General features: G+C 69.8%; 20 protein-coding genes. 6 read left to right on the top strand and 14 right to left on the bottom strand.

Annotated elements, in window-relative coordinates; genetic code table 11:
* Window positions 1-157: 157 nt before the first annotated feature.
* Entirely contained in the window at window positions 158-1,768 is a 1,611-nt protein-coding gene (locus EO776_RS00805; protein ID WP_049932282.1) for an ABC transporter permease, read from the bottom strand.
* A 113-nt stretch (window positions 1,769-1,881) separates the two neighbouring features.
* On the opposite strand from EO776_RS00805, the gene EO776_RS00800 reads away from it, so the two are divergent.
* The 3 genes from EO776_RS00800 to EO776_RS00790 all read left to right on the top strand — a co-directional run bounded on the left by EO776_RS00800 (window position 1,882) and on the right by EO776_RS00790 (window position 5,014).
* Window positions 1,882-2,445 carry a gluconate 2-dehydrogenase subunit 3 family protein gene (locus tag EO776_RS00800; RefSeq protein WP_094520555.1) on the top strand — a complete coding sequence of 188 codons (564 nt, stop codon included), beginning with the start codon at window positions 1,882-1,884 and terminating at the stop codon, window positions 2,443-2,445.
* On the top strand, window positions 2,442-4,112 hold the full coding sequence (locus tag EO776_RS00795) for a GMC family oxidoreductase (protein ID WP_094495588.1): 1,671 nt from the start codon (window positions 2,442-2,444) through the stop codon (window positions 4,110-4,112). The genes EO776_RS00800 and EO776_RS00795 overlap by 4 nt, the downstream gene beginning before the upstream one ends.
* Before the next feature lie 248 nt (window positions 4,113-4,360).
* On the top strand, window positions 4,361-5,014 hold the full coding sequence (locus EO776_RS00790) for a dolichyl-phosphate hexose transferase (protein ID WP_233125185.1): 654 nt from the start codon (window positions 4,361-4,363) through the stop codon (window positions 5,012-5,014).
* Window positions 5,015-5,486: 472 nt separating this feature from the next.
* Here EO776_RS00790 and EO776_RS00785 read toward each other — a convergent pair whose 3' ends face one another.
* The 4 genes from EO776_RS00785 to EO776_RS00770 all read right to left on the bottom strand — a co-directional run bounded on the left by EO776_RS00785 (window position 5,487) and on the right by EO776_RS00770 (window position 11,388).
* Complete coding sequence (locus EO776_RS00785; RefSeq protein WP_094520557.1) at window positions 5,487-7,790, bottom strand: DUF7846 domain-containing protein; 2,304 nt, start codon at window positions 7,788-7,790, stop codon at window positions 5,487-5,489.
* Between the two features lie 64 nt (window positions 7,791-7,854).
* Window positions 7,855-9,003, bottom strand: coding sequence for an extracellular solute-binding protein (locus EO776_RS00780; RefSeq protein ID WP_049932273.1), 1,149 nt, complete (start codon window positions 9,001-9,003; stop codon window positions 7,855-7,857).
* 39 nt (window positions 9,004-9,042) lie between these two features.
* The gene (locus EO776_RS00775; protein ID WP_094579936.1) at window positions 9,043-10,224 is read right to left on the bottom strand and encodes an alpha-1 4-glucan-protein synthase; all 1,182 of its coding nucleotides are present in this window, start codon (window positions 10,222-10,224) and stop codon (window positions 9,043-9,045) included.
* 30 nt (window positions 10,225-10,254) lie between these two features.
* Complete coding sequence (locus EO776_RS00770) at window positions 10,255-11,388, bottom strand: lysylphosphatidylglycerol synthase transmembrane domain-containing protein (RefSeq protein ID WP_094520558.1); 1,134 nt, start codon at window positions 11,386-11,388, stop codon at window positions 10,255-10,257.
* Window positions 11,389-11,507: 119 nt separating this feature from the next.
* Between EO776_RS00770 and EO776_RS00765 the strand changes: the two genes are divergently transcribed.
* Window positions 11,508-11,810 (top strand): hypothetical protein, encoded by a 303-nt coding sequence (locus tag EO776_RS00765; RefSeq protein ID WP_094520559.1) that lies wholly within the window; start codon window positions 11,508-11,510, stop codon window positions 11,808-11,810.
* A gap of 72 nt (window positions 11,811-11,882) precedes the next feature.
* The gene (locus EO776_RS00760) at window positions 11,883-12,443 is read left to right on the top strand and encodes a rhomboid family intramembrane serine protease (RefSeq protein WP_049932268.1); all 561 of its coding nucleotides are present in this window, start codon (window positions 11,883-11,885) and stop codon (window positions 12,441-12,443) included.
* 98 nt (window positions 12,444-12,541) lie between these two features.
* On the opposite strand, the gene rpsJ is transcribed toward EO776_RS00760, so the two are convergent.
* The 6 genes from rpsJ to EO776_RS00735 all read right to left on the bottom strand — a co-directional run bounded on the left by rpsJ (window position 12,542) and on the right by EO776_RS00735 (window position 18,419).
* On the bottom strand, window positions 12,542-12,850 hold the full coding sequence (gene rpsJ, locus EO776_RS00755) for a 30S ribosomal protein S10 (RefSeq protein ID WP_129452285.1): 309 nt from the start codon (window positions 12,848-12,850) through the stop codon (window positions 12,542-12,544).
* A 3-nt stretch (window positions 12,851-12,853) separates the two neighbouring features.
* The gene (tuf, locus tag EO776_RS00750; protein WP_049932267.1) at window positions 12,854-14,119 is read right to left on the bottom strand and encodes a translation elongation factor EF-1 subunit alpha; all 1,266 of its coding nucleotides are present in this window, start codon (window positions 14,117-14,119) and stop codon (window positions 12,854-12,856) included.
* A gap of 166 nt (window positions 14,120-14,285) precedes the next feature.
* Complete coding sequence (locus EO776_RS00745; protein ID WP_094520560.1) at window positions 14,286-15,281, bottom strand: homoserine dehydrogenase; 996 nt, start codon at window positions 15,279-15,281, stop codon at window positions 14,286-14,288.
* Window positions 15,278-15,895 (bottom strand): amino acid-binding protein, encoded by a 618-nt coding sequence (locus tag EO776_RS00740; RefSeq protein WP_049932264.1) that lies wholly within the window; start codon window positions 15,893-15,895, stop codon window positions 15,278-15,280. The genes EO776_RS00745 and EO776_RS00740 overlap by 4 nt, the downstream gene beginning before the upstream one ends.
* Window positions 15,892-16,047 (bottom strand): hypothetical protein, encoded by a 156-nt coding sequence (locus EO776_RS18740; protein ID WP_158228674.1) that lies wholly within the window; start codon window positions 16,045-16,047, stop codon window positions 15,892-15,894. The genes EO776_RS00740 and EO776_RS18740 overlap by 4 nt, the downstream gene beginning before the upstream one ends.
* Window positions 16,048-16,229: 182 nt before the next feature.
* A complete protein-coding gene (locus tag EO776_RS00735) occupies window positions 16,230-18,419 on the bottom strand; it encodes an elongation factor EF-2 (protein ID WP_049932262.1) in 2,190 nt (729 codons plus the stop codon).
* 194 nt (window positions 18,420-18,613) lie between these two features.
* On the opposite strand from EO776_RS00735, the gene EO776_RS00730 reads away from it, so the two are divergent.
* Entirely contained in the window at window positions 18,614-19,255 is a 642-nt protein-coding gene (locus EO776_RS00730) for a bifunctional 4-hydroxy-2-oxoglutarate aldolase/2-dehydro-3-deoxy-phosphogluconate aldolase (RefSeq protein WP_049932261.1), read from the top strand.
* Between the two features lie 55 nt (window positions 19,256-19,310).
* Here the strand turns inward: EO776_RS00730 and polC are convergent, their stop codons facing one another.
* From polC to EO776_RS00715, 3 genes are all read right to left on the bottom strand, one after another.
* Entirely contained in the window at window positions 19,311-24,356 is a 5,046-nt protein-coding gene (polC, locus tag EO776_RS00725; RefSeq protein ID WP_100050425.1) for a DNA polymerase II large subunit, read from the bottom strand.
* Between the two features lie 34 nt (window positions 24,357-24,390).
* Window positions 24,391-24,810, bottom strand: coding sequence for a PPC domain-containing DNA-binding protein (locus EO776_RS00720; protein WP_094520562.1), 420 nt, complete (start codon window positions 24,808-24,810; stop codon window positions 24,391-24,393).
* Window positions 24,811-25,056: 246 nt separating this feature from the next.
* Entirely contained in the window at window positions 25,057-25,437 is a 381-nt protein-coding gene (locus EO776_RS00715) for an iron-sulfur cluster biogenesis protein NfuA (protein WP_049932256.1), read from the bottom strand.
* Window positions 25,438-25,466: the final 29 nt, after the last annotated feature.

The raw sequence follows: 25,466 nt of genomic DNA, 5'->3' as shown, positions 1-25,466 counted from the left end.
CCGTTTTTCTCCAGTCCACGGCCGCGGTATTGTTAGTTTCTTTCAACACTATCGAGAGCGACCGGTCTCTCGGACCGACGGGAGCGGCGGCGACCGCCGCATCTGGTGGCGGCGACCCGGCGTGGACCGCCACATCCGAGGACGGTGACCGCGACCCTCACAGCCCTTCTTCGCCGCCCTCCTGCGTGAGGAGGACGACCATCGAGAGCCCGGAGATGAGGAGGAGGATGAGCGTCGGCACCACGGCGTACTGGTAGAGCGCGGTCGACTGTGCGCGCCAGATCTGCGTGACGATCGTGTCGAACCCCGTGGGGCGGAGCACCAGCGTGACCGGTAGCTCCTTCATCGTCGTGAGGAACACGAGCGCGGCCCCGGCGACGATCCCCGAGCGCGTGAGCGGGAACGTGACGCGCTTGAACGCGCCGGTCGGCGACTCCCCGAGCGTCCGCCCGGCCTCGACGAGCCGCGGGTCGACCTGGAGGATCGACGTGCGGGCCGAGCCGACCGCCTGGGGGAGGAAGCGGACGACGTAGGCGAACACCAGCAGGGGGAGCGTCTGGTAGAGCCACGGGACGTAGCCGGAGCCGAAGTACACCAGCGCGAGCGCCAACACGATGCCCGGCACCGCGAACCCGACGTACGTCGCGCGCTCGAAGACGACCGCGAGCGGCGAGTCGTGGTTCGCGGCGAAGTACGCGATCGGGAGGGCGGCCAACGCGGCGACGACCGCCGCGGCCGCCGAGACGGACACCGAGTTGAGCACCTGTATCGGCTCGAACGCGAGCGAGGGGCGGCGGCCGGCCTCCGAGCGAACGAGCCACAGCCCGAGGATCCACAGCGGGACCAAGAGCGCAAACGCGGAAACGCCGGCCGGGAGCAGCGTCGCCGGCCACCGCAGCCACCCGAGCGACACCCGGTCGTCGGTGCGGCCCGCGTCGTCGCCGCTCGTGTCGCGGTCCGAGCGGACGGCCCACTCCAGCGCGAGCACGAGGACCACCACGACGAGCAGCTGGAGCGACAGCAGCGCCGCGTAGTCGCGTCCGAACGCGTTGTACTCGACGTAGATCTGGCGGGTGAACACCGGGAGCCGCATGATCGACGGCGTCCCGAAGTCCGAGACCGCGTACAGCGCGGCGAGCAGCGACCCGGCGGCGATCGCCGGCCGAATAGTCGGGAGGGTCACGCGGCGGAACGCCGCGAGCCGCCCGTGGTTCAGCGTCCGGGCGGCCTCCAGCAGCGTCGTGTCGAACGACAGCAGCGCGGCCCGGGTCGTCAGGTAGACGTACGGGTAGGTGTACAGCGTGATGACGAGGATCGACCCGGAGAGGCCGCCGATCTCGGGGACGCGCTGGACGCCGAGCGGCGCGAGGACCTCGTGGAACTCGCCCTGCGGACCGAACGCGGAGACGAACGAGAAGGCTCCCACGTAGCTCGGGACGACGAGCGGAAGGGCGGCCGCGACCGACCAGAAGCGACGGAAGGGGAGGTCGGTCCGGGCGGTGAGGTACGCGAGCGGCACGCCGATCGCGACCGAGAGGCCGGTGACGCCCGCCATCAGGAGGAGGCTGTTGACGAGGACCTCCGCGGTGCCGGCGCTGAAGAGGAGGTCCGTCGCGCGCCCGCGGTCGACGGCGATCGCCTCGATGACGAGCCACGCCAGCGGGAACACGAGCGTGGCGGCGATCGCCGCGCACAGCAGCGTGAGCCCGATCGGCAGCCTGTCGTCGCCGTCGGTCAAGCGGTCGCGGAGCCGGTTTCGCAGGGTCATTGTACGGGGCAGAGTCTCTGTCCGAGCGTGGTCGCGGCCGGCGTTAGGGGTTCCGATCGCGCGTCGAGCGCGCTCCGACGGATATATTAATTTAGGGCTGCCTAAAATATTCCATGGAAATGACGCGACGCGACGCGGCGGCCGCGCTGGCCGCGATCGGCGCGACCGGCGGCGTCGCGCTTGGTGTCCGTCGGGCGACCGGCGACGGCGGTCGGGGAGGCGCCGAGGCGGAGCCCGCGCGGGACGGCGACGGCACCCCCGGCGACGAGGCGGTCCGCGAGGCGATGACGGCGGTCGCGCGGACCGTCTACCCGGAGGCGGTCTCCGGGCTCGACGCGTTCGTCGACGGCCTCCTCGACGGCCGCCTCGACGGGTCGGCGCACGCCGAGGGGATCCGAGCCGCGGTCGCCGAGGTCGAGTCGGCCGCCCGGTCGTGGTACGGCGCGCCGGTCGCCGACCTCTCGCCCGCCGACCGCGACGATCTGCTCCGGGAGATGGGCGCGGACGTGGCCGAGGAGAACCCGGACGGAACGACCGCGGAGCGAGTCCGGTACTACGTCGTCAACGAGCTGCTGCTCGCGCTGTACGCCTCGCCGACGGGCGGGGAGCTCGTCGGCATCGAGAACCCGCAGGGGCACGCGGGCGGCGCGGAGAGCTACCGGCAGGGGCCCCGATGAGCGGCGCGGAGGACGCGAGCGGCGGACGGGACGCTCGTTACCGGCAGACCGGCGACCGGGCCCGCGGCGACGTCGACCGCACGCCCGTGCCGGACACGGACGTCTGCGTCGTCGGCGCCGGCCCCGCGGGAGCGCTCGTCGCCGACCGGCTGGCGGGCGACCGGGAGGTCGTCGTGCTCGACGCGGGCCCGCGATTCGACCCCGCCGACCGGCTCGCGAGACAGGAGCGCGCGATCCGCCCGTTCTACGACCGGCCGGACGTCTGGGACGTGGGCGGCGAGCGCGACGCCCACGAGACCGCCGGCGACCGCCCGTACCCGCTCAACCACGCCCGCGTGAAGGGCGTCGGCGGGTCGACGCTCCACTGGCAGGGGATGGTGATGCGGCTCCACGAGGACGATTTCAACTCCGGCACGGCGCGGGGCGTCGGGCCGGACTGGCCGATCGACTACGAGGACCTCCGCCCCTACTACGCCGAGGCCGAGCGCGAGCTGGGCGTCGCGGGCGCGTCGGACAACCCCTACGCGCCGCCGCGCGAGGAGCCGCACCCGATGCCGGCGTTCGAGCCCTCCTACAGCGACTCGCTGTTCGCCGAGGCCTGCGAGTCGCTCGGGATCGCCATGCACTCCGTGCCGAACGCGCGCAACTCCGAGCCGTACGACGACCGGTCCCCCTGCGTCGGCTACGGCACCTGCCAGCCGGTGTGTCCGAGCGGCGCGAAGTACGACGCGACGGTCCACGTCGAGCGCGCCGAGGAGCGGGGCGCGACCGTCATCGACCGGGCGTCCGTGCGGTCGCTGGAGCACGACGGCGACGACAGGGTGACCGCGGCGGTGTACGCGACCCCTGACGGGGCTGAACACAGGCAGACAGCCGACGCCTTCGTCGTCGCCGCGGGCGGCGTGGAGACGCCGCGGCTCCTGCTCCTCTCCGCCTCGGACCGATACCCCGACGGGCTCGCGAACGGGAGCGGTCACGTCGGCGAGTTCTTCATGGACCACCTGTTCGCGGGGGCGGGCGGCACCCTCGACGAGCCGACCAGACAGAACCACGTCGGCTTCTACACCAGCGCCTGCGACCAGTTCTACGACGAGGCCGACGAGGCGCAGGCCCCGTTCAAGCTGGAGTTCTTCAACTACGCCGGCCCCTCGCCGGTCGAGACGGCCCTGTCGGGCGACGACTGGGGCGACCCGCTGCTCGACCAGCTCCGTGAGGGGTACGGGAATCACGTCGCCATGGGCGGGCTCGTCGAGCAGGCCCCGCGGGCCGACAGCCGGATCGCCCTCGCCGACGACCGCACCGACGATCACGGGGACCCGGCGCCGCGGGTCGAGTGGAGCGTGGGCGAGCGCGCGCTCGACACGATCGAGCGGGCGAACGAGATCCAGGTCGCGATCTTGGAGGAGCTCGGCGCCGACGTGGAGTGGGTCGCCGGGCCGGACGCGACCGGGCCCGCCTACCACCACATGGGCACGACGCGGATGAGCGACGACCCCGACCGGGGAGTCGTCGACGCCGACTGCCGGACCCACGACCTCGACAACTGCTGGATCGCCTCCAGCTCCGTCTTCCCGACGAGCGGCGCGATGAACCCCACCCTCACCATCGCCGCGCTCGCGCTCCGCGTCGCCGACGACGTGGAAGCCCGCCTCTCGGCGCAGACCTGACTGCCGTCGAACATTATTTTAGGTAAACCTAAAAACTCAAGTAGGTGCGAGCGGAGATCCGGGTAATGAGCGACTCAGCACACGCGACGAACGGATCTGCGAGCGCCGTCGACGTGACGGAGACCGTCGGGGAAGAGAGCGGAGGCTCGGCGGACGAGGAGATCGAGAGCGCGGCGGACGAGAAAGGCGAGAGCGTGGCGAACGGGGGGGACGGCGGGGCATACACCTTCGACGACCTCAGCGTCGTGATGGGGACGTACAACGAGGCGGAGGCGATCGGGACGGTCCTCGATGACATCGACGAGGTCACGGACGGGAGGGCGGAGGTCGTCTGCGTCGACGGATCCGACGACCGCACTCCGGAGATCGCCCGCGAGCACGGCGCTCGGGTCATCGAACAGGAGCCGCAGGGGTACGGCGTCGCCGTCCGCGAGGCGATCCTGACCCCCGACCGACCGGTGGTCGTCACGACCGACTGCGACGACACCTACCCCATGGAGGCGCTGCCGGAGTTCCTCGCCGAGGTCAACGACGGCGCGGACGTGGTAAGCGGCGACCGGCTCTACCACGGCGCGGAGGCGATGCCGGCGTTCAACCGCTTCGGAAACCACGCGTTCGCCGCGGTCGCGAGCCTGCTCATGGGTGAGCGCGTCCACGACACCACGACCGGGATGCGCGCGTACCGTCGCGAGGTGGTCGAGGAGATCGGCTGGACGGAGAACACCGGCCTCTCAGCGGAACTCCTCATCCGCCCGCTGATGCGCGGCTACGACGTGCGCGAGCGCCCGATCGCCTACGCCGAGCGGCTCGGCGACACGAAGCTCGACCCAATCGGCGGCGGCGCCGCCATCGCGAAGTCGATCGTCACCGTCTGCCTCGAAGAGCAACTGCGGCGCTTCTGAGGGCGCTTCGCCCCCGACGCGACGCCGTACGGCGGTCCGGACGGACGCTGTGGGCACAGTGGACCGCCGCCGGCGACGGTTTCTACCACCCTGAGCGACAGCGCCGATCATACATAAACAGACGCGGCGGTCGGCGCGTGCCGACGAACGCCGGCGGGGCGTGAGTCGCACGCGCGAGGGAGTCGCTGGCTCACGGAGCGAAGCGGAGGGTGCCAGCGACGAGGCTGAGGAGGGGTGAGGCGCGGTGCTGTGAGGGGCGGGACTCAAAGGGATAGCCCCGAGGCCGCGGTAGGCGACGTAAGCATCGCAGCGAGCGGAGCGACCCAAGAGCGCAACGAGCGTACCGCGGCCTCGCGGCTGGGGCTTTGGAGGTGTTCGCCGCGGAGTCGTCGATCAGCGATTACCGAGCTGCTGGGGCTTTGGAGGTTGTCACCACCGATCCACCAGCAACTGCGTGTGAGATATCGACGTATTAGTCGCTCGCCTCGGCGGCCGTCTCGAAGACGACCCACTCGGGGTGGGCGTCGGGCTCGTCGGGGAGGTACGTCCCCTCAGTCCCGCACGCCGTGACGAGCCGACAGGTCGAGCGCTCGGGCGGCCAGACGACCTCGACGCGCTTGCCGCTGGCTCCCGCCTCGCTGCCCTCCGTCACCCGAACCGTCACCTCCTGCCGGTAGGTGAACGTCGCGCCGGCGGGGTCGACGAGCGTCACGGTCACGGCGACCGCGTCGCCCTCGGGGTCGAACGGCACGGGGTCGCCCGCCTCGGGGTCGCCCGCGGCCGCCGCGCCGGGCAACCGGACGCCCTCTGGCGTCACCACCCAGTCGACCGCGAGCGAGTCGCCGAGGTCGCTCACCGTGTAGGAGACGTGGTCCGGACCGCCCGGAGCGCCCCGTCGCGGGTCGACGCGGACCTGCGCGCGGGCGACGCGGTCCGGCACGCCGACGGTCGTCTCGGCGTCGACCCGAGCGCCAGTGCGCCGGTCGAGCGGCTCCAGCTTCGGCGTGACGCGGGTCTCCGGATCCGCGGTCCAGACCCCCTGATAGCCGTAGCGGTACAGGGTGCGGTCCGGGTACGCGTCCAGCACCGCGAAGTTCTCGACCGGGTCGCGGTCGAGCGCGTACACGACCTCGCCGTCGAGCCCCGGCCCGTTCCGGAGGTACTGGAACGGATGGTTCTGCCACTCGCCGTACGGCGTCGGCACGAAGACGAGCCCGTCCTCGAAGGTCGTCTCGTCGAACGGCGCGTACGCGGCCTCGTGTTTCGCGTCGACCGCGGCGTTCCGCTCGATCGGATCCGCGGCCGCGTCGACCGCGGCCACGCCCGCGACGACGACCGCGCTCGCGACGACGACCGCGATCGCCACGCGGGCGACCGTCCCCGAGGCGCCGCGGGAGACGAGCCGGTCGCGGGCCGCGGACAGCGCCCGGGCGGCGGCGGCGACGGCCAGCCCGCCGAACACCGACAGCGGGACGAGCAGGTCGAAGTGATAGAACGGGCCGAACAGCGACGCGAGCCCGTCGGTCGGGTCCGAGAGGTCGGCGAGCGCGTTGTGCGTCCCCCAGAAGTAGAGGTTCCCGACGACGACAGAGACGGCGACGCCGACGAGCAGCGCCGTCGCTGTCCGTCGGAAGCCGGGCGTACCGGACGCGTCGTCGGCCGCCCGGTCGTAGAGGAGTCCGCGCGGATCGCCGGTCGCGCGCCACCCGCGGAGCGCGACCGCGCCGCCGACGAGCGCCGCGAGCGTTCCGAGCGGGCCGGCGGCGAACCAGCGGGTCGCGATCTCCCGGAGCGCGTACCCGTTCGACTCCAGCGCCAGCCCGAGCGTGTAGTCGACCGAGTGGCCGAGGATCCGGCGCTCGCCGAAGCCGGGGCCGTCCATCGGCGCGAACACCTGGTACGGGAACACGAGCGGGGACCCCGTCATCCGGGCGTTGTACGCGAGCGTGACGCCGACGAACAGGGTACCGAACAGCGCCGTCAGCCCGTGGCGGCGGACCGGGTCGGGGAGCCCGCGGACGCCGGCGTCGACCAACGCGCGCGTCGTCGACGCCGCGGACTCGGCGCCGAACCGCCGGGTCGCCGACGCGACGCGCCACAGCGCGTGACAGATGAACGGGGCGGCGAACAGCACCGCCGTGTACGGCCGCGCGAAGAAGGCGACCCCGATCGCGAGGCCCGCGACGCCCGCGGCCCTGAGGGACTCGTCCCGGACGCTCCAGAGGTACGCGACCGCGAAGACTAGGTTGAAGAGCGTCGTCGGCGCGTACGGAAGGAACGCCGAGGAGGTCGCGATCGCCATCGGCGACGCGGCGAAGAGGACGGCCGCGGCGAGGCCCGCCCGGCGACCGACGGCCGCGGAGCCGAGCAGGTACACCAGTGCGGCGTTCCCGGCGGCGACGACCGCGAGAGTCACGCGCGGCTCGCCGAACAGGGCCATCGAGACGGCGAACGTCGCCGCGGGAACGGGGTTGTACTTCGGGTAGAGCCGCCCGCCGTCCTCGATGAAGAACCACGGGTGGACGGCATCGGCGAGCGAGCCGGCGTGGAACGCCAGCTGACCGTCGAGGAGGAGGGCGGCCTGCGTGAGGTAGACGCCCTCGTCGTGGTTCGCCGAGTGGTGCGAGAAGACGGTGACGGCGACCGCGAACGTCAGGGCGCCGGCGGCGACGGCGACGAGCGCCGCGGCGAGGCTCACCCGGTCGGCGCGTTCGAGTCGCTGGCGGAGGTGGACGAGGAGCCGGCGGGGACGGAGCGACGGTGGGAGAACTGACACGGTCGGTGGAGTGAGGCTGTGAGCGTGACGGGCGCGCGGCGCGACGCGGCGGTGAGGCGGCGGCTCAGATCTGGACGCCGGCGTCGCGCATGAGGTCGATCGTCGGTTCGAGGTTGGACAGCTCCGAGAGGTCGATGTCCGGGACGTCGAGCTCGTCGATCGTCGGGAGGTCGCCGATCGGCTCGACCTCCGGAATCAGCGGGTACTCGAAGGTGGAGCGCGCGAAGTAGTCCTGCGCCTCCGCCGACAGCAGGTGGCGAACGAAGTTCGCGGCGAGGTCAGCGTTCGACGCGGTGTCGACGACCGCGGCGCCCGCGACGTTGAACACCGCGCCCGCGTCGCCCTGCGTGAAGGAGGTCGCGATCGGGGCCTCCGGGTTCCCGTCGAGCACGCGCTGGATGTAGTAGTGATTGGTGAACGCGGCGTCGATCTCGCCGTCGGCGATCTCCTGACACGCGCGGAACTCGTCCGGGTACGTCGCGGCGCCGCGCTCGACCATCGCTTCGAGCCACTCGCGGGTGGCCTCCTCGCCCTCCAGCAGCCGCATCGCGGTGACGAACGCCTGCGCGGAACCGTACGACGGCGCCCAGCCGAGGTCGCCCTCGAACTCGTCGGGGTACGCCATGATGTCGTCCGGGAGCCCGTCTTCGGAGACCGACTCGGTGTTGTACGGGACCGTCCGGGCGCGCCCGGAGGTGCCGACCCACTGCTCGGTGTGGAACTCCCCGCGGACCTTCCCGGTCACGTCGTCGGGGAGCGCCTGCGTGCGTCCCGCGTCGGCGAGCGCGCCGAGCGAGCCAGCGTTCACCGAGTAGAACACGTCGGCCGGCGACCCCTCGCCCTCGTTGATGATCGCGTTCACGTGGTCGGTCGAGCTGTTGTACCGAACGGTCAGGTCGAGGTCGTCGTACAGGTCGTCGATGTAGCCGACGAGGTCGCCGACGAGGAACTCGCCGCGGCCGGAGTAGACGGTGAGTTCGCCCTCCAGCGCCGGCATCTCCGCCATCGGCGTCCCGCCGGGGGCGTCGCGCCCGGCGCGACCGGAACCGATCTGCCCGATCGCCGGTCCGCCGTCGCCGCCGTCGGAGCCGTCTTGATCGTCGCTCCCCGTACAGCCGGCGACCCCCGCGACGCCGACCGCGCCGGCCGCCGCGAGGAACTTCCGCCGTCGAACGTCGCGCCCGTCTCGTGCGTCGGATTCGTGGGTCGTCATGTGTTTTAGGCTTGCCTAAATGGTTTTAGTCGTGTCGGTTCAGTCGTCCGCGGGCGCCGGCGTCCGCCGGATCGCGTCGAGGCAGTCGAGCCAGTCGCGCATGTACTCGCCGCAGTGGTTGAGGAACGCGCCGTTGTTCCACTCGTCGAAGTCGCCCTCGGCGAGCGCGTCGGCCATCGCGTCGAAGACCGCCGCGTACGAGTCGGCGTCGGCGCCCGCCTCGTCGACGACCTCCCAGACGTGCTCGTTCAGCTCCAGCCCGGCCACCTCGTTCGAGAGGTCGTCGAACGTTGAGCGCGGGGCCTTGTTGTGTTCACAGAGCGGGTCGCCGTTGTAGATGCGCTTGCCGAGCACGTCGCAGGCGCGCTTTAAGAACAGCCCCGACCAGATGTCGTCGAACCGCCCCACGTCCCACTCGTTGTCGTCCATCGGCAGCTGGTAGAACGCCGGGATCACCTCGCGGCGGAACGCGAGGTTCATCGAGCAGACGGTGAGGTAGTTGCCGCGCGCGGCGACGAAGTCGTCGCCGAAGTCGTCGGCGGTCGCCCGCGTCTGCGCCTGGCCCTCCAGGTCGCCGTCCATCAGGATCCGGACCGCGTCGAGGTCGGGGACGTTCGTCCACAGCCCCTGCGAGGCGACAACCTCACCGGCCTCGACGTCGACCGCGTCGGTCTCGACGGTCTCGTCCATCGCCGAGTACGGGTAGCCGCGCGGGTAGAGGCCGTGCTCGTCGGCGTTGTCGTAGAGGACGTTCACCCAGTCCTCGTCGGAGCGCACGCGCTCGATTTCGCCGCCGAACGCGAGGTTCGCCATGTGTCGACCGAAGTAGTCGACGTCGTCGTGCGGGAGCGTGTCGTCGTCGATGAAGACGCCGTAGTCGAACGACTCGTCGGCCCACATGTACAGCAGGCCGAAGCTCGTCTCGGCGTGGCTCGCCGCCGGGACGACGTGGCCGTACTCCGCGACGCCGTTGGCCTCGTACCACTCCTCGCGGCGGCTGCCGTCGAACACCTCGCCGGAGACGTCGAGGTCGTCGAGCATCGCGCGCATCTCGTCGGTCTCGCAGAAGTCCTCGGTGACGAGGACGAAGTGGAGCCGCGAGACGTCGAACCCGTGCTCGCGGGCGTTGGCGACGTACGCGCGGAGGCACTCGTACTCTCTGATCGTCGGAACGATGACGCAGATATCCGAGCCGTCGCCGCTCGGGGCGGTAGCCGTCATACGCGTTAGTTTTTAGGCTGGCCTAAAAGTTTAGCGGTCCGTCGTCGGCTGCGTCGCGGTCGCGTCGGGTTCCCGCTCCGACTCGTCGGGAGCGCGCGTCGGCGACAGGTCGAACGCGGCCGCGACGGCGCCGCCGCCGGCGAGCGTGACGGCGTTCTTCAGCGCGTGGTCGAGGGCCGCCGCGGCGAGCGCGACTTCGGCGGAGATCGGCGTCGCGGCGACGACGATCCCGGTGAACGCCGCCTCGTACAGCCCGATCCCGCCCTGCGAGAGCGGCAGCACCTTCGCGAGGTTCCCGGCCGAGACGGCAAGCGTCCCGACGACGGCGAGCGCGACCGGATCGACGGCCCCGCCGAACCCGCCCACGAGCGCCGCGAGGACGAAAACAGCGGTCGCGACGTCGAGCGCCCACACGACGCTGCTCGCGAGCGACACCCGAACGAGCGCGCCCGCGTCCGCGGCGACGACGCGGACGGCGGCGCCGAACCGGACCGCCGCGTCGACGGCTCGGGCGAGCCGGGATCCCGCAGCGCGATCGCGGAGGGCCGGACCGAACTGCCGGTCGCTCCGAGCGACGACGACGGTGAGCGCCGAGAGCAGCGCGGCCGCGATCGCAGTGCCCCCGGCGACGACGAGCACCCGACCGGAGCCGTCGGGCGCGACGACCCGCCCCCCGGCGAGGCGGACGGCGAGCGCGGCGCCGCCGAGCGCGCCGAGCGCGATCAGGTCGAAGGCGCGCTCGACCGCCAGCGATGCGACGCCGGTAGCGTAGGGGACCTCACGGCGGTCGTTCAGCAGGTACGCGCGCACCCCGTCGCCGGCCCGGGCGGGGACGATCAGGTTCGCGGTCTGGCTCGCGAACACGGTCGCCGTGAGGAACGCCGTGCGACACCGGTGTCCCATCGGCCCGAGCACGTCGCCGTACCGCCGGCCGCGGACGGGCCACGACGACAGGTACGCGACGAGCGCGGCGGCGACGTAGACCGGGTCCGCGGTCGCGACCGCGTCGACGACGGCGGCGAGGTCGAGGGTCTGCGTCAACACCGCGCCGCCGATCGCGAGGACGAGGACGGTTCCCGCGACCGCGAGCGACCCCCGAGGGACGCGCGCTCGGAGCCGGGAGAGGCGCTCGCGGAGTCGAGCGGCGGCGGTTCGCGGTCTCATACGATTATTTAGGTCGCCCTAAAGAACATAACGCTGGCGGTTCGCGGAGGCGAACCGGCGGGGCGGGCCGGACCCGGCGCGACGCAACACGTTTGTTCGCGGGAATCGAACAACTACGCATGAGCGCGAACGAGGCAGACGCCGGCGCTGCGACCGAGGACGTGCGGATGTGGCTCGTCGAGCGCACGTACTCCGACGACGAGCAGAACATGGTGATCCTCACGTACGCGACGCCGGACGGCGAGCGCTACTTCCGCAAGGAGCGCGCGCTCACCTCCTTCACGGACGTGCGCGACACCACGGCCGCCGTCGACGCGGCGCCGTCGAACGTCGGAGCCGTCGACGACCCCGACGACCGCGAGCGCTACGCCGCCGAGGCGACGCGGATGGCCCGCGCCCACGACCCCGACGACGTCATCTGAGCCGCACCGCGGACGGGCCGCGAGCGACCGGGCCGCACAGCCTTTTCACCGCCCGGGCCCAACGCCCGGCCGATGCGCGCCACTCTCGAAACGCTCGGCGTCGCCCTCCTCGTCGGCGCCGCGCAGGCCCTCCTCGGCGTCGTCGGCCTCGCCGGACTGTTCGCGCTGTCGACCCCCGTCGCCGTCGCTCCCTGGACGCTCGTCACGAGCGTGTACGCGCACGGCTCCGTCGGCCACCTGCTGGCGAACGCCCTCGCGCTGCTGCTCGTCGGGCCCCTGGTCGAGCGCCGGACGACCCGCGCCCGCTTCCACGCGTTCGTGGTCACGACGGGCGCGCTCGCGGGCCTCGCGCAGGTGACCCTCGGGAGCCTACTCGGCCCGCCGGTCGCCGTGTTGGGGATCAGCGGCGCGGTGTTCGCGCTCGGCGGCTACCTCCTCGCGGGAAACGTCGTGAGCGAGACGCTGTTCGACCGCCTGCGCCTCTCGCCGCGAGTCCAACTGGTCCTGTTCGGGCTCGTCGCCGTCGTCCTCACCGCGACGACGGCCGCGCCGGGCGTCGCGCTGATCGCGCACGCGACCGGGGCGTTCTGCGGGCTCGTCGCCGGACGCGTCGGCCTGCTCGACGCACGGTGACCGGAACCGGACCGGACGGTGGGCGCGGGCCGCGATCGACGGCGCCGAGGCTAGGCGATGTGAAAAACGAAAGGGGTGAAAGAGAAACGCCCTAGCGCTCAGTCTTCGAGAACGATCTCGATGCTGACGTCGTTCGGCACTTGGACGCGCATGAGCTGGCGGAGCGCGCGTTCGTCGGCGTCGATGTCGATCAGACGCTTGTGGACGCGCATCTCCCAGTGCTCCCACGTCGCCGTCCCCTCACCGTCCGGGGACTTGCGCGACGGGATCTCGAGCGTCTTCGTCGGCAGCGGGATCGGGCCCGACAGGGCGACTCCCGTCGAGTCCGCGATCTCGCGGACGTCGTCGCAGATGTCGTCGAGGTCCTCGGGGCTCGTGCCGGCGAGGAGGACGCGTGCCTGCTGCATCGATTATCGCTCGTTGACGTCCAGCACCTTGCCGGCCGCGATGGTCTGACCCATGTCGCGGATGGCGAAGCTGCCGAGTTCCGGAATCTCGCCGGACGGCTCGATGCTGAGCGGCTTCTGGGGACGCACGGTGACGACCGCCGCGTCGCCGGACTTGATGAAGTCCGGGTTCTCCTCGGCGACCTCACCGGACGAGGGGTCGATCTTCTGATCGATGGACTCGATCGTACAGGCGACCTGCGCCGTGTGGGCGTGGAAGACCGGGGTGTAGCCGGCCGTGATGACCGACGGGTGCTGCATGACGACGACCTGGGCCTGGAACGTCTCGGCGACGCTCGGCGGGTCGTCGGCCGGGCCACAGACGTCGCCGCGGCGGATGTCGTCCTTGCCGATGCCGCGGACGTTGAATCCGACGTTGTCGCCGGGCTCGGCCTTGGGCACCTCTTCGTGGTGCATCTCGACCGTCTTCACCTCGCCGCCCACGTCGGACGGCTGGAAGGAGACGTTGTCGCCGGTGTTGAGGATCCCGGTCTCGACGCGTCCCACGGGGACGGTCCCGATACCGGAGATGGTGTACACGTCCTGGATCGGCAGGCGGAGCGGCGCGTCCGTCGGCGGCTCGGCCTCCGGCAGGTCGTTGAGCGACTCCAGCAGGGTGGGGCCGTCGTACCACGAGGTGTTCTCGGACGCTTCGGCGACGTTGTCGCCCTCGAAGGCCGAGATCGGCACGAACGTGGTGTCGTCGGTCGCGAAGCGGACCTGGTTGAGCAGGTCCTCGACCTCGCTGATGACCTCCTTGTAGGAGTCCTCGCTGTAGTCGACGAGGTCCATCTTGTTGACGCCGATGATGAGCTCGTTGATCCCGAGCGTGCGGGCCAGGAACACGTGCTCGCGGGTCTGGGGCGCGACGCCGTCGTCGGCCGCGACGACGAGCACCGCGTTGTCGGCCTGCGAGGCGCCCGTGATCATGTTCTTCACGAAGTCACGGTGGCCCGGACAGTCGACGATGGTGAAGTAGTACTCGTCGGTGTCGAACTCCTGGTGGGCGATGTCGATCGTGACGCCGCGCTCGCGCTCCTCGGCGAGGTTGTCCATCACGTAGGCGAACTCGAAGCCGCCCTTGCCCTTCTCTTCGGCTTCCTCGCGGTGCTGCTCGATTACGTGCTCGGGGACGCTCCCCGTCTCGAAGAGGAGGCGACCCACGAGCGTACTCTTGCCGTGGTCGACGTGGCCGATAATGGCCAGGTTCTGGTGCGGTTTGTCACTCATGGGGTAATCACGCGCTAAGGCGCTCTGTGAGTAAGTTTCGGTTGATTCCACTAAAACGGTTTCGATACGGCCCACAGAGTATCGTGCCGCCGTCTTGCGATTCTCGACAACCCGGGGCACGCCACACGGCCGCACGGAGACCGTCGGTGGGCGAGTCGGGCGTCGGCTACTCCAGCCGGCCCACGTCGCCGAGGACCGCGCTCGCGGTCTCGGGGCCGCCTGCGCCGCGGCCGGAGATGTTGAGCCGGCCGGCGTGAGAGGTCTCGATCTGGACGATGTTCTGGGTGCCGGAGACCGCGAGCGTGCCGTTCTCGGGGACGAGCCGCGGCGCGACGCGGACGGTCTCGCCCGTCGCCTCGCCGATCAGCCGGACCGTCCGCCCGTCCTCGGCCGCGAGGCGGAGCGCGGAGCCGGGCACGTCGCGGATCCCCGAGACGTCGGCGTCTTCGAGCGTGAACTCCCGGGCGTCGGCGGGGTCGTCGACCGCGCCGAACGAGAGCACGTTTGCGAGGATGACGCACTTCAGCGCCGCGTCGGTGCCGTCCACGTCGAAGGAGGGGTCCGCCTCCGCGACGCCGAGGTCCTGCGCCTCCGCGAGCACGTGGTCGTAGTCCAGCCCCTCGGCGGCCATCCGCGTCAGGATGAAGTTCGCCGTCCCGTTGAGCACGCCCCGGACCGCCGTGACGTGGCCGGGCTCGATGTCCTCGACGGTCGACACTGCGGGGATCGCGCCACCCACGGTCGCCTCGAACCGGATCTGGCCGTCGCTGTCGCCGACGGCCGCCCGCAGGTCGCCGTACCGCTCCGCGACGGGGCCCTTGTTCGCGAGGACCGCGTGGCGGTCGCGCTCTAAGGCGGTCGTCACGTGCGAGAAGCCCGGCTCGGCGTCGCCGAGCGTCGTCGGCGTCGCCTCCACGAGGACGTCGTAGTCGGCCGCCAGCGCGTCTGCCGGGTCGTCGTCGCCGACGATCCCCCGTTCCGCCTTCCGCGCCACGACCGCGTCGGGGTCGACGCCGACGGCCTCTCCGCCGGAACCGCCCGTCCCGTCCGCGACGACCGCGGTCGACGAGTCGGCGACCGCGACGACCTCGTGGCCGTGTTCGCCCGCCAACTCGACGACGGAGCGCCCGACGGCGCCCGCACCGATCACGGCGAGTCTCACGCCTCCACCCCCGTGAGTGGCTCAACGACGCGGAGGTCCTTCTCCGCGGCGAGGTCGCGGACCGCGGCGAGCGCCGCGTCCGTCTCGCCGGCCCGGGCTTCGAGCCGGAGCCGCGCGCTCGACACCTCCTCGGTGCCCTGCGGGGCCGCGAGCGACACGTCGGCGACCGACGCCGACTCGCAGGCCTCGATGCTCGAGAGCGTGTCGGAGAGGTCGGTGTCGATAAGGTGGCCGAAGAGGAGCAGCGTCACCTCCTCGGCGTACCGCTCCGTGCCGGCCTGCATCACGTTCACGCCCTCGCTACGGAGCGCGTCGACAATCTCCTCGAACCGGTCCGGCGTCGCCTCGAAGTCGACCTCGACCGGGATCCGGCCGCGGGGCGTCTTGTTCCCGCGCTCGTGGTAGATCGACAGGAGGTTCCCGCCGTTGTCGGCGATCGGGTGGAGCGCGGCGAGCAGCTGCCCGGGCTCGTCGACCAGCTCCAGCCGGACCGTGTGCGTCGAGACCGCCGTCGAGGCGTGGCCGCCGTCGGGCGACGCTCCCGAGTCGGGCTCGTCGACGCCCGCCTCCGCGTCGAGCGCGGCCTCCGGCGCCCCGTCGCGACGGTCGCTCACTGCGCCACCTCCGGCGCCGCGCCGCGCCCGGCTTCATCGCGGCCGGTCGAGTCCGGATCGCTCGTCCGCGGACGCGCTCCTGTCCCCGACGTGGAGCGGTCGCTCGGTGGCTCCGTCGCGGTGCGCCGGGGGGGAGTCGTGCCCGTCTGCATACCCGAACGGAGTCGGACGATCCGGTATAAGCCTTCGGCGCTGGCAGGCGTTGCCTCGCTTCCGTGCCTGTCAACGCGGCGCACGGTTCGGGGAGGTCTGCCGCGATCGACGGCGTCGGGGCTCTCAGGCGGAAGACGCGAGAGAGAAGTTGACCGCAGAGACCGCGGACCGCGTCGTCGACTTAGAAGTAGTCGATCGACTGCGGCAGTTCGAGCTTCATCCCCTTGCGCTCGCGGATCTCCATGATCTTCTCGCGCTGGAGATTATCGACGAGGACGCGGAAGCCCGCGTTCTCGGTGTTCCACGAGGCGCGGCCCTCGGTGGCCGAGCGGATGTCGGAGGAGAACCCGATCATCTCCTCGACGGGCGCGATGCCCTCGACGACCATGAGGTCGCCCTCCTGGTACATGTCGTCGACGCGGCCGCGACGACCCTGGATCTCGCCGGAGGCCGCGCCCATGTGTTCGCTGGGCACGTCGATCCGGACGTCCTGGATCGGTTCGAGCAGGCGGACCTCGCCGTCGATCAGCGAGCGGTGGACCGCGTCGCGGACCGCCGGGATGACCTGCGCCGGACCGCGGTGGATGGTGTCCTCGTGGAGCTTCGCGTCGTGGAGTCGGAACAGCGACCCCTGGACCGGCTCGGCGGCCAGCGGACCGTCGTCGAGCGCCTCCTGAAGCCCCTCCAAGACGAGCTCCATCGTCTCGTTGAGGTGCTGGATCCCCTTCGTGTCGTCGATGAGGATGTTGGTCCGGTGGATGTCCTCGACGTTCTGGGAGGTGTCCTTGTCCATGCCGGCCTCCTGTAGCGCCTCGCGGCGCTCCAGTTCGGGCATGTCCATCGAGACCTCGCCGAGCTGGATGGCGTCGACGATCTCCTGGTCCATCGGCTCGACGGTGATGTAGAACTTGTTGTGGCGGTTCGGCGACTGCCCCTCGACCTCGCGAGAGGACTCCTGGGGCTGCTCGCGGAACACGACGATCGGTTCGCCGGTGATGACCGGGATGCCCTGGTTGTCGCGAATCCGCTGGGTGATCACTTCGAGGTGGAGCTCACCCTGCCCGCTGATCAGGTGCTCGCCGGTGTCCTCGTTGATCTCGATCTGGATCGTCGGGTCCTCCTTGGCGACCTGCTGGAGCGTCTCGATGAGCTTCGGCAGGTCGTCCATGTTCTGCGCCTCGACGGACTTCGTGATGACCGGCTCGGAGATGTGTTCGATCGACTCGAACGGCGTCATCTCAACCGAGGAGACGGTGGAGCCGGCGATGGCGTCACGCAGTCCGGTGACGGACGCGATGTTCCCCGCCGGGACACGGTCCACCTCCTCGCGTTCGGACCCCATGAAGAGCCCCACGCTCTGGATGCGGTTCTTCCCGGCCGTGCCGGAGACGTACAGCTCCTGGCCCTTCTCCAGCGTGCCGGAGAAGACGCGGCCAGTCGCGATCTCGCCCGCGTGCGGGTCCATGGAGATGTCGGTAACCATGAAGACGACGTCGCCGTCCTCGTCGACCAGCTGCATCCCCTCGGCCAGCTCGGTGTCCGGGTCACCGCGCCAGATGCGCGGGACGCGGCGGGGCTGCGCGTCGACCGGGTTCGGGAAGTGTTCGCAGACCATGTCGAGCACGACGTCAGACAGCGGCGTCCGCTCGTGGAGCTCCTGCCGCTTGTCGTTCTGTTCGAGCTCCATGATGTCGCCGAAGTCCATGCCGGTCCGCTGCATCGAGGGCATCGAGACGCCCCACTTGTACAGCGCGGAGCCGAAGCCGACCGTGCCGTCCTCGACGGAGACGGTCCAGTCCTCGGGGATGTCGTCCATGTTCTCGGCCATCCCGCGGATGAGCTCGTTGACGTCGGCGATGACCGACATCAGCCGCTCTTGCATCTCCTGGGGCCCCTCCTGGAGCTCCGAGATGAGGCGGTCGACCTTGTTGATGAACAGCGTCGGCTTCACGCCCTCGCGGAGCGCCTGTCGGAGCACCGTCTCCGTCTGGGGCATCGCGCCCTCGACGGCGTCGACGACCACCAGCGCGCCGTCGACCGCGCGCATCGCGCGAGTGACGTCGCCCCCGAAGTCCACGTGGCCCGGGGTGTCGATGAGGTTGATGAGGTGGTTGGTGTCCTCGTACTCGTGGGTCATCGAGACGTTCGCCGCGTCGATGGTGATCCCGCGCTCCTGCTCGTCCTCCTTCGTGTCCATCGCGAGCTGCTCGCCCGCGGTGTCCTCGGAGATCATCCCGGCGCCCGCCAGCAGGTTGTCAGACAGCGTCGTCTTCCCGTGGTCGACGTGGGCGGCGATGGCGATGTTCCGGATGTGCTCCGGGTTGTCCATCAGCCGCTCACATTCCTGAACGATCTTCTTGCGTCGGCCCATTATACCGAGTGTTACCGAAAGGAGGGTCAAAAGGGTAGTGTTTCGTCGCGGCCGATTCGCCGGGGATCACCCCCGATCCCCGGCGATTTCGTGTCGCACAGTGTCACGGAACGACCGCCGCGGGCGCCCGGGTCGAGACCCCGGCGGAGCGGGCATCGGCGCGGTTTTAAGAGCCGACTCGGGAAACGGTGAGTATGAACGAGACGCTCTCACGGCTCGTCGACAGCGGCGTCGTCGCGGTGCTCCGCGGGGTGCCCGCCGACCAGCTCATCGAGATCGCGGAGGCGCTCCGCGAAGGCGGCGTCACCGCCGTCGAGATCACCGCCGACACGCCGAACGTCGCGGACCTCATCGACGAGGTGACCGCCTCCTTCGACGACGAGGTCGTCGTCGGCACCGGTACCGTCCTCGACAGCGAGACGGCCCGGACGACGCTGATGGCGGGCGCCGAGTTCGTCGTCTCGCCGAGCCTCCACGAGGACGTCATCGAGACGTGTAACCGCTACGGCGCGGTCAGCGCACCCGGCGTGATGACGCCGACGGAGGCGGTCCGCGGCTACGAGGCGGGCGCCGACTTCGTGAAGGTGTTCCCCGCGAAGACGGTCGGGCCGGCCCACCTCGGCGCGATGAAGGGGCCGCTCGGCCAGATTCCGATGATGCCGACCGGCGGCGTCAGCCCGGACAACGCCGCGGAGTACGTTGAGGCGGGCGCGTTCGCGGTCGGCGCGGGCGGCGCGCTCGTCGACTACGACGCCGCCGAGCGCGGCGACTATGAGGTCATCACCGAGACCGCCCGCGAGTTCACGCGGGTGGTCGAGGAAGCGCGCGGCGACTGAACCCCGAGGGTCCGGCGCGGTGAGGCCCGCTCGACCCGCGGCCGCTCCCCCCACCTCACATGAAGTCCGCGATGCCGGACTGCTTGTTCGTGTCGTCCTCGAAGATCGACTCTAACGACTGGTCTAACACCTTCAGCCGCTGTTTCGTGTAGGGCCGGCAGTCGAACCGCTCCGCCACCTCGATGGCGGTGTCAACGTACTTGCTCACCGACCCCTCGTGGACGGTGAGGTTCACGCGGCCGCCGCACTCGCGGCACTCGCCCGTCAGCGGCATCCGCCGGTACTTTTCGCCGCAGTCGAGACAGCGCGTTTCCTGCCGCGAGAACGCCCGGAGGTTCCCGATGATGTCCGGCAGGAAGTGGTACTCGATCACCCGCTCCGCCACGTCGGTCTCGTCGACCGCGCGGAGCTTCCGGGCCAGCTCCAGCTGGGCGTCCATCTTCTCCATCATGTCGCCGAGCGTCTTGTACGCCGAGAGGTCCGGTCCCATCGCGATGTCGGTGGTGTCGTGGGTGTGGTCGAACCCGTGGTACTCGTCGTCGGTGCCGAGCGTGTCCTCGCCGATCTGGATCAGCTCCTCGACCGCCTCCGGGTCGGCCATCTCTCGGGACGCCTCGTACAGCTCTTTGGGGTACTCCCGCACGATGTCGACGTTGTGCGCCTCGTCGTCGATCTCGGAGGGGTCGATTCGCGAGGACATCACCAGCGGCGCGTCCATCCGCCCGCCGCGCTGATCGGGCAGAAATTCTTTCGAGAAGTTGAGCAGTCCGTCCATAAGCAGCATCACGCAGTCCTCGTCACCGTCACACTGACCGGAGTACACGTCGTTCGCGACGAGCGTGTTTGTCTCCTCAACAGTCAGACAGTATGTGAATTCGATGTCGGACTGGACCATCTCGACAGAGACGACTTCGTCAACCCAAACGTCGCCTCCGTCACCGAAGAGTCGCTGTGTTCGGGTATCGACGCGGTCCAGCACGTCAGTAAGCGTCTCGTCCTTGCGGCCGAGATGGAAGCCGACTCGGTCGGCGAACCGCACGGCGTTCTGTGATGTGATCTTGAGGACCCAGGATTCGAACGACTGCTCGCCGTCGTAGAACTCGGCCACCGCACCCGTCTTCGGGGTACGCTCCTCGCGATACACTTTCGTAGCGATACCGAACCGCTTGAGGGCTGCGATTAGGTCGGACTGTAGGTCGTTGCTCACCGTATGTGCGCGAACCTCGACGCGTTCGCTAGACGTGCTTCCGTCGCCAGAGAAGTACGCCGCGAGGAACGTTCGGAGAATCGAGTCCGGTGCGGAGAGCACGCAGTCCGGGATTAGTTTCGTCTCCGCACGACTCCCGGCGTCAAGAACATCCGAGAACAGCGTCGTGACGAGGCGACTGGAAACAGTAATCTTCCATTCGTTCTCCTCGAACGCCTCAACGTCAAATACGTCGTCAAAGACGTCAATGATCTCGTCGCGTGGCACGTCGTCCGGCGTACAGATTGTCGTCTGGTAAAATGACCCAGCCTCCTGCCGGGTGAACCCTTCTGCAGCGTAGTATCCGAGCATCGTGCCGACCGTCTCGTCGACATCGAACTGACGCGAAATCGAAGCGCTGTCTCGACGGATTCCAAGTGTCACGTCGGTGGGAACGCGTTCGACGACAGTGTCGCAGTCGTACAGTTCGATCAGAACGCCGGCCGAGATGCTGTCGCGAGACACCCAGTTGTACACCGTCGACTGACTAACGTCGAGGAGTTCCGCAACAGGCTTCAGGTAGTTCTCGGCGTCTGTCGCATCATCGAGGAGTTGTTTGAGATTAGATTCGCCGAGCCCTCGGATCATCAGGTCGTCGTTCGAAACGGCGTCCGCGTCGAGGAATTCCGCGAGCAGGTCGAACGTCGCTGTTTCCCCGTCAACCGAGATCTGTTTCGGCGCAGGGAGCGCATCTTCCGTGGTTAATTCTCGGGCCGACACGCGCTCGATTCCATCGCCGGTCCACCGACGCATCGAGTGGTCGGGCGTCACCGTCAGCTCCTGTCCACTCTTTGTTTCGACGCGGACGAGGTGGTCAGGCGAAGGATGCTTCGAGAGTGCTTCAGCCCGTTGGAGCGTTTTCTCGCCATCCTCAGTTACGGACGGTACATACACATCGTCATCGAGTTTCTGGACAAGCGTCCCGAAGTCGTCCTCTTCAGCCGTTTCGGCGTCAAGTCGGTCCTCAACGAGTGTCTCGATGGGGTCGTAGTGCCACTTTCCGGCTTCGTCCTCGTACCAGATTTTCGTCTCCGGGTGGAAGCAGTTCCGCCGTTTCGCGGCGTGAAAGTACGGATGAGCGTATCCGACCGCGGCCGACGTGAAACCCACCACTCTCCCAACAGTCGCGGCGCTCGTGTGGGGCGCCATCCCGAAGACGAGCTCGCCGACGAGGTCGTCGCGCTCGTTCACCTCGTAGAAGCGGTCGAGCCCGTAGAACTGTTCGAGGAGGTCGTCGACGAAGTCGGCGGTCTTGAGCATGTGCTCGGCCGCGCCGTCCGAGAGGACGATGTCCTGGACGCGCAGTTCGACCACCTGGTCGTCGTGGCGCAGCGGCTCGCCGTCAATATCGGTCTCGTAGCCGAGCTCGCGGAAGTGGTCGGCGGTGACGTCGAGCTCCTCGGGCCGGACCGCGGTGACCGGGAGGTCGGTCATGTCGTACCGGACCGTTCCGTCCTTGAACGACGTGACGCCGTTCTTCGCGCGGAGGACGCCCTTCTCGATCGGCTCCGGCGTCTTGTTCCGCGAGGTGAGCCCCTGAACCCCCTTCAGGATCTCGAAGGCGGACTCGCGCTCGCCGACCGTCTCCAAGGCGGTGCGGTACGCGTCGTTGACGTCGACCTCCTGATACCCCGCGGCCGTCACCTCCCACTCGCAGTTCGGGCACTCGACGCGGCCGGCCTCGTCGGGCTCGCAGACGGTGCCGCAGTCGTTACACTCGTAGTGCGGTTCGGTGTGCGTCTCGCAGTCGGGGCACAGCGCGGCGTAGGTGTGCTCGCCGCAGTCCGGGCAGACGCGGTCGGAGACCTCCAGTTCGTGTCGCCCCCGCCGGCCGGTGTCGTCCATCACGTTCGCGGCCTCGGCGACGTCGCGCTGGGGGCCGCCCGCCTCGTTGATCGGGAAGAGGGTGTGGACCGCCGGCGAGAGGTCGCGGCTCTCCGACTTCTCGGGGCGTCCCATCCGGTTACCGATGCGGGTGGGGGCCCGCTCGCGCACTTCGAAGGGGGCGACCTCGTTGACCGCGCGGATCGCGTTCTCGCCGTCGGCGTACTCCCGGGCCGCGGGGGAAAGGTCCGCGGGGTCCCACTCCTTCCGGAGGCCGTCGTCGATCCCGAGCGACCGCGCGAGCGGCCGCCACGTCGGGATCCGGAGGGCGTCCGGGGTCGCCGCGTGTTCGATCAGCAGCGACTCCAGCGTGTCTTGGACCTGATCCGTGCGCTCGATCGCGAGGACGCCCTCGACGACCTCGCCAGCCGCGATCGCGTCGGCGAGCGCCGCGAACGCGTCGACCGACACGTCGTGCCAGAGGTAGGTGTACTCGGGGTGGAGCGGGCAGTCGTGCTCGCGCGCCCACGAGAGCGCCCGGTCGACACCGGGGTGTTCGAGGTCGACGTGCGGGTCGTCGCGGAGCGCGCGGACGTCGGCGCCGGCCGCCTCGAACTCCTGGACCCACCACTCGGGGGCGTACGAGGCGGGCGCGAGCGGGTGGTTGTTCTCGACGAACTCCCCGTAGTTGACGAGGTACTCGCCCAGGTCGAGGACCTTCTCGACGCCGTTGCGGAGCTCCTTCGCCTCCTCGGGGTCGTCGATCCGGCGGACCTCGCCGTTCGCGAGCCGGACCGTGGGGCCCTCGATGGAGTCGACCGGGACGACGCCGTGCGCCTTCCCCGGCCGCTCGGTCTTGATCTGCGTGCCGGCCGCGAGGAAGTCGTCGACGATGTGCATCGTGGCGGGGTGGACGCCGCCGGTCGCGAAGCCGTGGTTGCGCGCCCGGCCGTACCGGAGTCGGAAGCCGCCAGCCTCGCTCGGGTGGGTGAACACGGGCCGCCCCGCGATGAGGTCGCGGAGGAACTTCTGTGAGGGGTCGGCCCGCGGCGGTCCGGCCGCGTCGTCGGCCGCGCTCTCGTCTCCCTCGGTGTCCGCCGCGTCGTCGGCTTCGGCGTCGCCGTCACCGTCTCCCGTGCCGCTCTCGGTGTCCTCGTCGGCCGCGGCGCCCCCGTCGCCCGCCCCGTCTTTCCCGATCGTCCCGTCGATCAGGTCCTGGAGCCACGGCCAGTCGACCTCCTCGAGGTCACGGGTGTACCGCTGGATCTTCGGGGCCTTCAGCGCGATCCCCTCGGCGGCGACGAGGCACATCCCGCCGCGCGCGGAGTTGGTGTCGACGCGTTCGAGGTCGCGGAACCCCGAGACCTCCTCGTCGCTCGTCGCCTCCCCGTCGAGCATGACGGGGATGTGCTTGGCGATGAACTTCGACTCCTTGTCCTTCGGCGTGTACTGGAGCCCGGTGTCCTTGTCGTAGAGGGCGATCTCCTCGGCGTAGCGCTCGACCTCCACGTCGCGGGGCTTGTACTCGTCGACGTCGAGCAGCGACCGGGCGTAGTCGGCGACGAGCACGGACAGCGCCTGCGCCGTCCCGCCCGCCGAGCGGATCGGACCGGCGTAGTAGACGTTGACGAATTCCGTGCCGTCGTCGTTCTCCAACAGCTCGACGCGGTCGATCCCCTCGATCGGCGCGGCGACGACCCCCTCGGTGAGCAGCGCGACCGCGGTCCGGACCGCCCCCTCGATCTTCCCCTCGCGGGAGTTGTAGTCACCGACGTTGCCGTCGACGAAGTCAGTGACCAGCTCCAGAGCCGCCTCCTCACGAGACATCTCGCCCTCCAGCTCGCGGACGCGCTCGGCGACGCCGTCGATGCCGAGGATGTTCTCGACGCGGTCGGCCATGTCGCGGGCGATCGGGATCTCGATCTCCGGCTCCGGGTCCCGGCCCTGCTCTTTGGCCGTCTCCGCGACATCCCACGCCTCGTCGAGTCGCTCTTCGATCCGGGCGAAGTAGCGCTCGTCGTCCGGTCTCATCGGGCCTCTGGGGTCCGGTGGCGCGGTCGACGGGTCACAGCCACAGGTCGAGGTCCGTCGCCTCGTCGTGCGAGCGCTCCAGCGGCTCGGCGAACGCGCGCAGGTGACACTCGCCGGCCCAGACCGTCGCCGAGTCGAGGTGCCCCGCGAGCGCCTGTCCGCTCGGCCGCGAGAGGACGGCGTGGGTGTGTGCGAACACGTCACCCTCCAACAGCGAGACGTTGCCCACGCAGGCGGCCACCTCGAGCGGTTCGTCGAACGTCACCGATCGATACTCGGTATCGTCTTGGTCGTAGAACCAGACGTTCGCGTCCTGGACCGCACCGAGCGCCGTGAACCAGCCGGCCTCGACGTCTTCCTCGCGGGCGAGCGACTCGATCTCCTCGCGCCAGTCGGCCCCCGTTTCGAACCGCGCGACGTACTCCGCCGTTGGTTCGACCTCGCGGTGGTACATAGCAACTCCCCACGGCGGCCGGGGAGAAAAAGGCTTCAGTCGGACCGAGAAGGACGGCGGACTCAATTCAATATAGCGTTATGTGATACATCTAGCGACGACAGCGAGAGTCAGAGAGACGACAATAAGGCCGAGAGAACGCGTCTACACCGTAGAAACGGTGGATCTACAGAGACGGGCGGTCCAGTAGCTGACGGCGTTGCGACTCGCCGAGCGGAAAGAGAGGAAAGGCGTGGTCGGCCGGGTTCAGAACGGCGCCTGGGGGCCTTCGTCGTCACCGTCGTCGTCGGTCGTCTCCCCGGGGAAGGAGGGAGACATCCCGCCGCCGCTGCTGGTGCCGCCGAGGTCGCCGTCGGCGCCGGCCGACGCGCCGGTGTCGGCGTGGACCGTCTCGATCTCGGGGATCTCTTTGACCATCCGGGACTTGATCGCCTGGATCGTCATCGGGGAGATACCGCAGCCGGAACAGGCCCCGCCGAGCTGGACCGTCACCTCGCCCTTCTCGCGGTCGAGGTGGGCGATGGCGGCGCTGCCGCCGTGCATCTGGATCTGCGGGAAGTTGCGCCGCAGGAAGTTCGTGATCCGCTCGCGGAGTTCGTTGTCCGCGTCAGCCGTGTCCGTGCTCATGCCCGCGAGTTGGCGGGCACCGGGCTTAT

Source organism: Halorubrum ezzemoulense (assembly GCF_004126515.1).
GTDB lineage: Archaea > Halobacteriota > Halobacteria > Halobacteriales > Haloferacaceae > Halorubrum > Halorubrum ezzemoulense.
Note: the sequence above shows the minus strand (reverse complement) of the source record. Positions and strands in the feature narration are given on the sequence as shown.

Excerpts from the sequence above, each read along its gene's own strand:
- EO776_RS00805 (WP_049932282.1), bottom strand. The coding sequence starts at position 1,768 with ATGACCCTGCGAAACCGGCTCCGCGACCGCTTGACCGACGGCGACGAC.
- EO776_RS00800 (WP_094520555.1), top strand. The coding sequence starts at position 1,882 with ATGGAAATGACGCGACGCGACGCGGCGGCCGCGCTGGCCGCGATCGGC.
- EO776_RS00795 (WP_094495588.1), top strand. The coding sequence starts at position 2,442 with ATGAGCGGCGCGGAGGACGCGAGCGGCGGACGGGACGCTCGTTACCGG.
- EO776_RS00790 (WP_233125185.1), top strand. The coding sequence starts at position 4,361 with ATGGGGACGTACAACGAGGCGGAGGCGATCGGGACGGTCCTCGATGAC.
- EO776_RS00780 (WP_049932273.1), bottom strand. The coding sequence starts at position 9,003 with ATGACGACCCACGAATCCGACGCACGAGACGGGCGCGACGTTCGACGG.
- EO776_RS00775 (WP_094579936.1), bottom strand. The coding sequence starts at position 10,224 with ATGACGGCTACCGCCCCGAGCGGCGACGGCTCGGATATCTGCGTCATC.
- EO776_RS00770 (WP_094520558.1), bottom strand. The coding sequence starts at position 11,388 with ATGAGACCGCGAACCGCCGCCGCTCGACTCCGCGAGCGCCTCTCCCGG.
- EO776_RS00765 (WP_094520559.1), top strand. The coding sequence starts at position 11,508 with ATGAGCGCGAACGAGGCAGACGCCGGCGCTGCGACCGAGGACGTGCGG.
- EO776_RS00760 (WP_049932268.1), top strand. The coding sequence starts at position 11,883 with ATGCGCGCCACTCTCGAAACGCTCGGCGTCGCCCTCCTCGTCGGCGCC.
- rpsJ (WP_129452285.1), bottom strand. The coding sequence starts at position 12,850 with ATGCAGCAGGCACGCGTCCTCCTCGCCGGCACGAGCCCCGAGGACCTC.
- tuf (WP_049932267.1), bottom strand. The coding sequence starts at position 14,119 with ATGAGTGACAAACCGCACCAGAACCTGGCCATTATCGGCCACGTCGAC.
- EO776_RS18740 (WP_158228674.1), bottom strand. The coding sequence starts at position 16,047 with ATGCAGACGGGCACGACTCCCCCCCGGCGCACCGCGACGGAGCCACCG.
- EO776_RS00735 (WP_049932262.1), bottom strand. The coding sequence starts at position 18,419 with ATGGGCCGACGCAAGAAGATCGTTCAGGAATGTGAGCGGCTGATGGAC.
- EO776_RS00730 (WP_049932261.1), top strand. The coding sequence starts at position 18,614 with ATGAACGAGACGCTCTCACGGCTCGTCGACAGCGGCGTCGTCGCGGTG.
- polC (WP_100050425.1), bottom strand. The coding sequence starts at position 24,356 with ATGAGACCGGACGACGAGCGCTACTTCGCCCGGATCGAAGAGCGACTC.
- EO776_RS00720 (WP_094520562.1), bottom strand. The coding sequence starts at position 24,810 with ATGTACCACCGCGAGGTCGAACCAACGGCGGAGTACGTCGCGCGGTTC.
- EO776_RS00715 (WP_049932256.1), bottom strand. The coding sequence starts at position 25,437 with ATGAGCACGGACACGGCTGACGCGGACAACGAACTCCGCGAGCGGATC.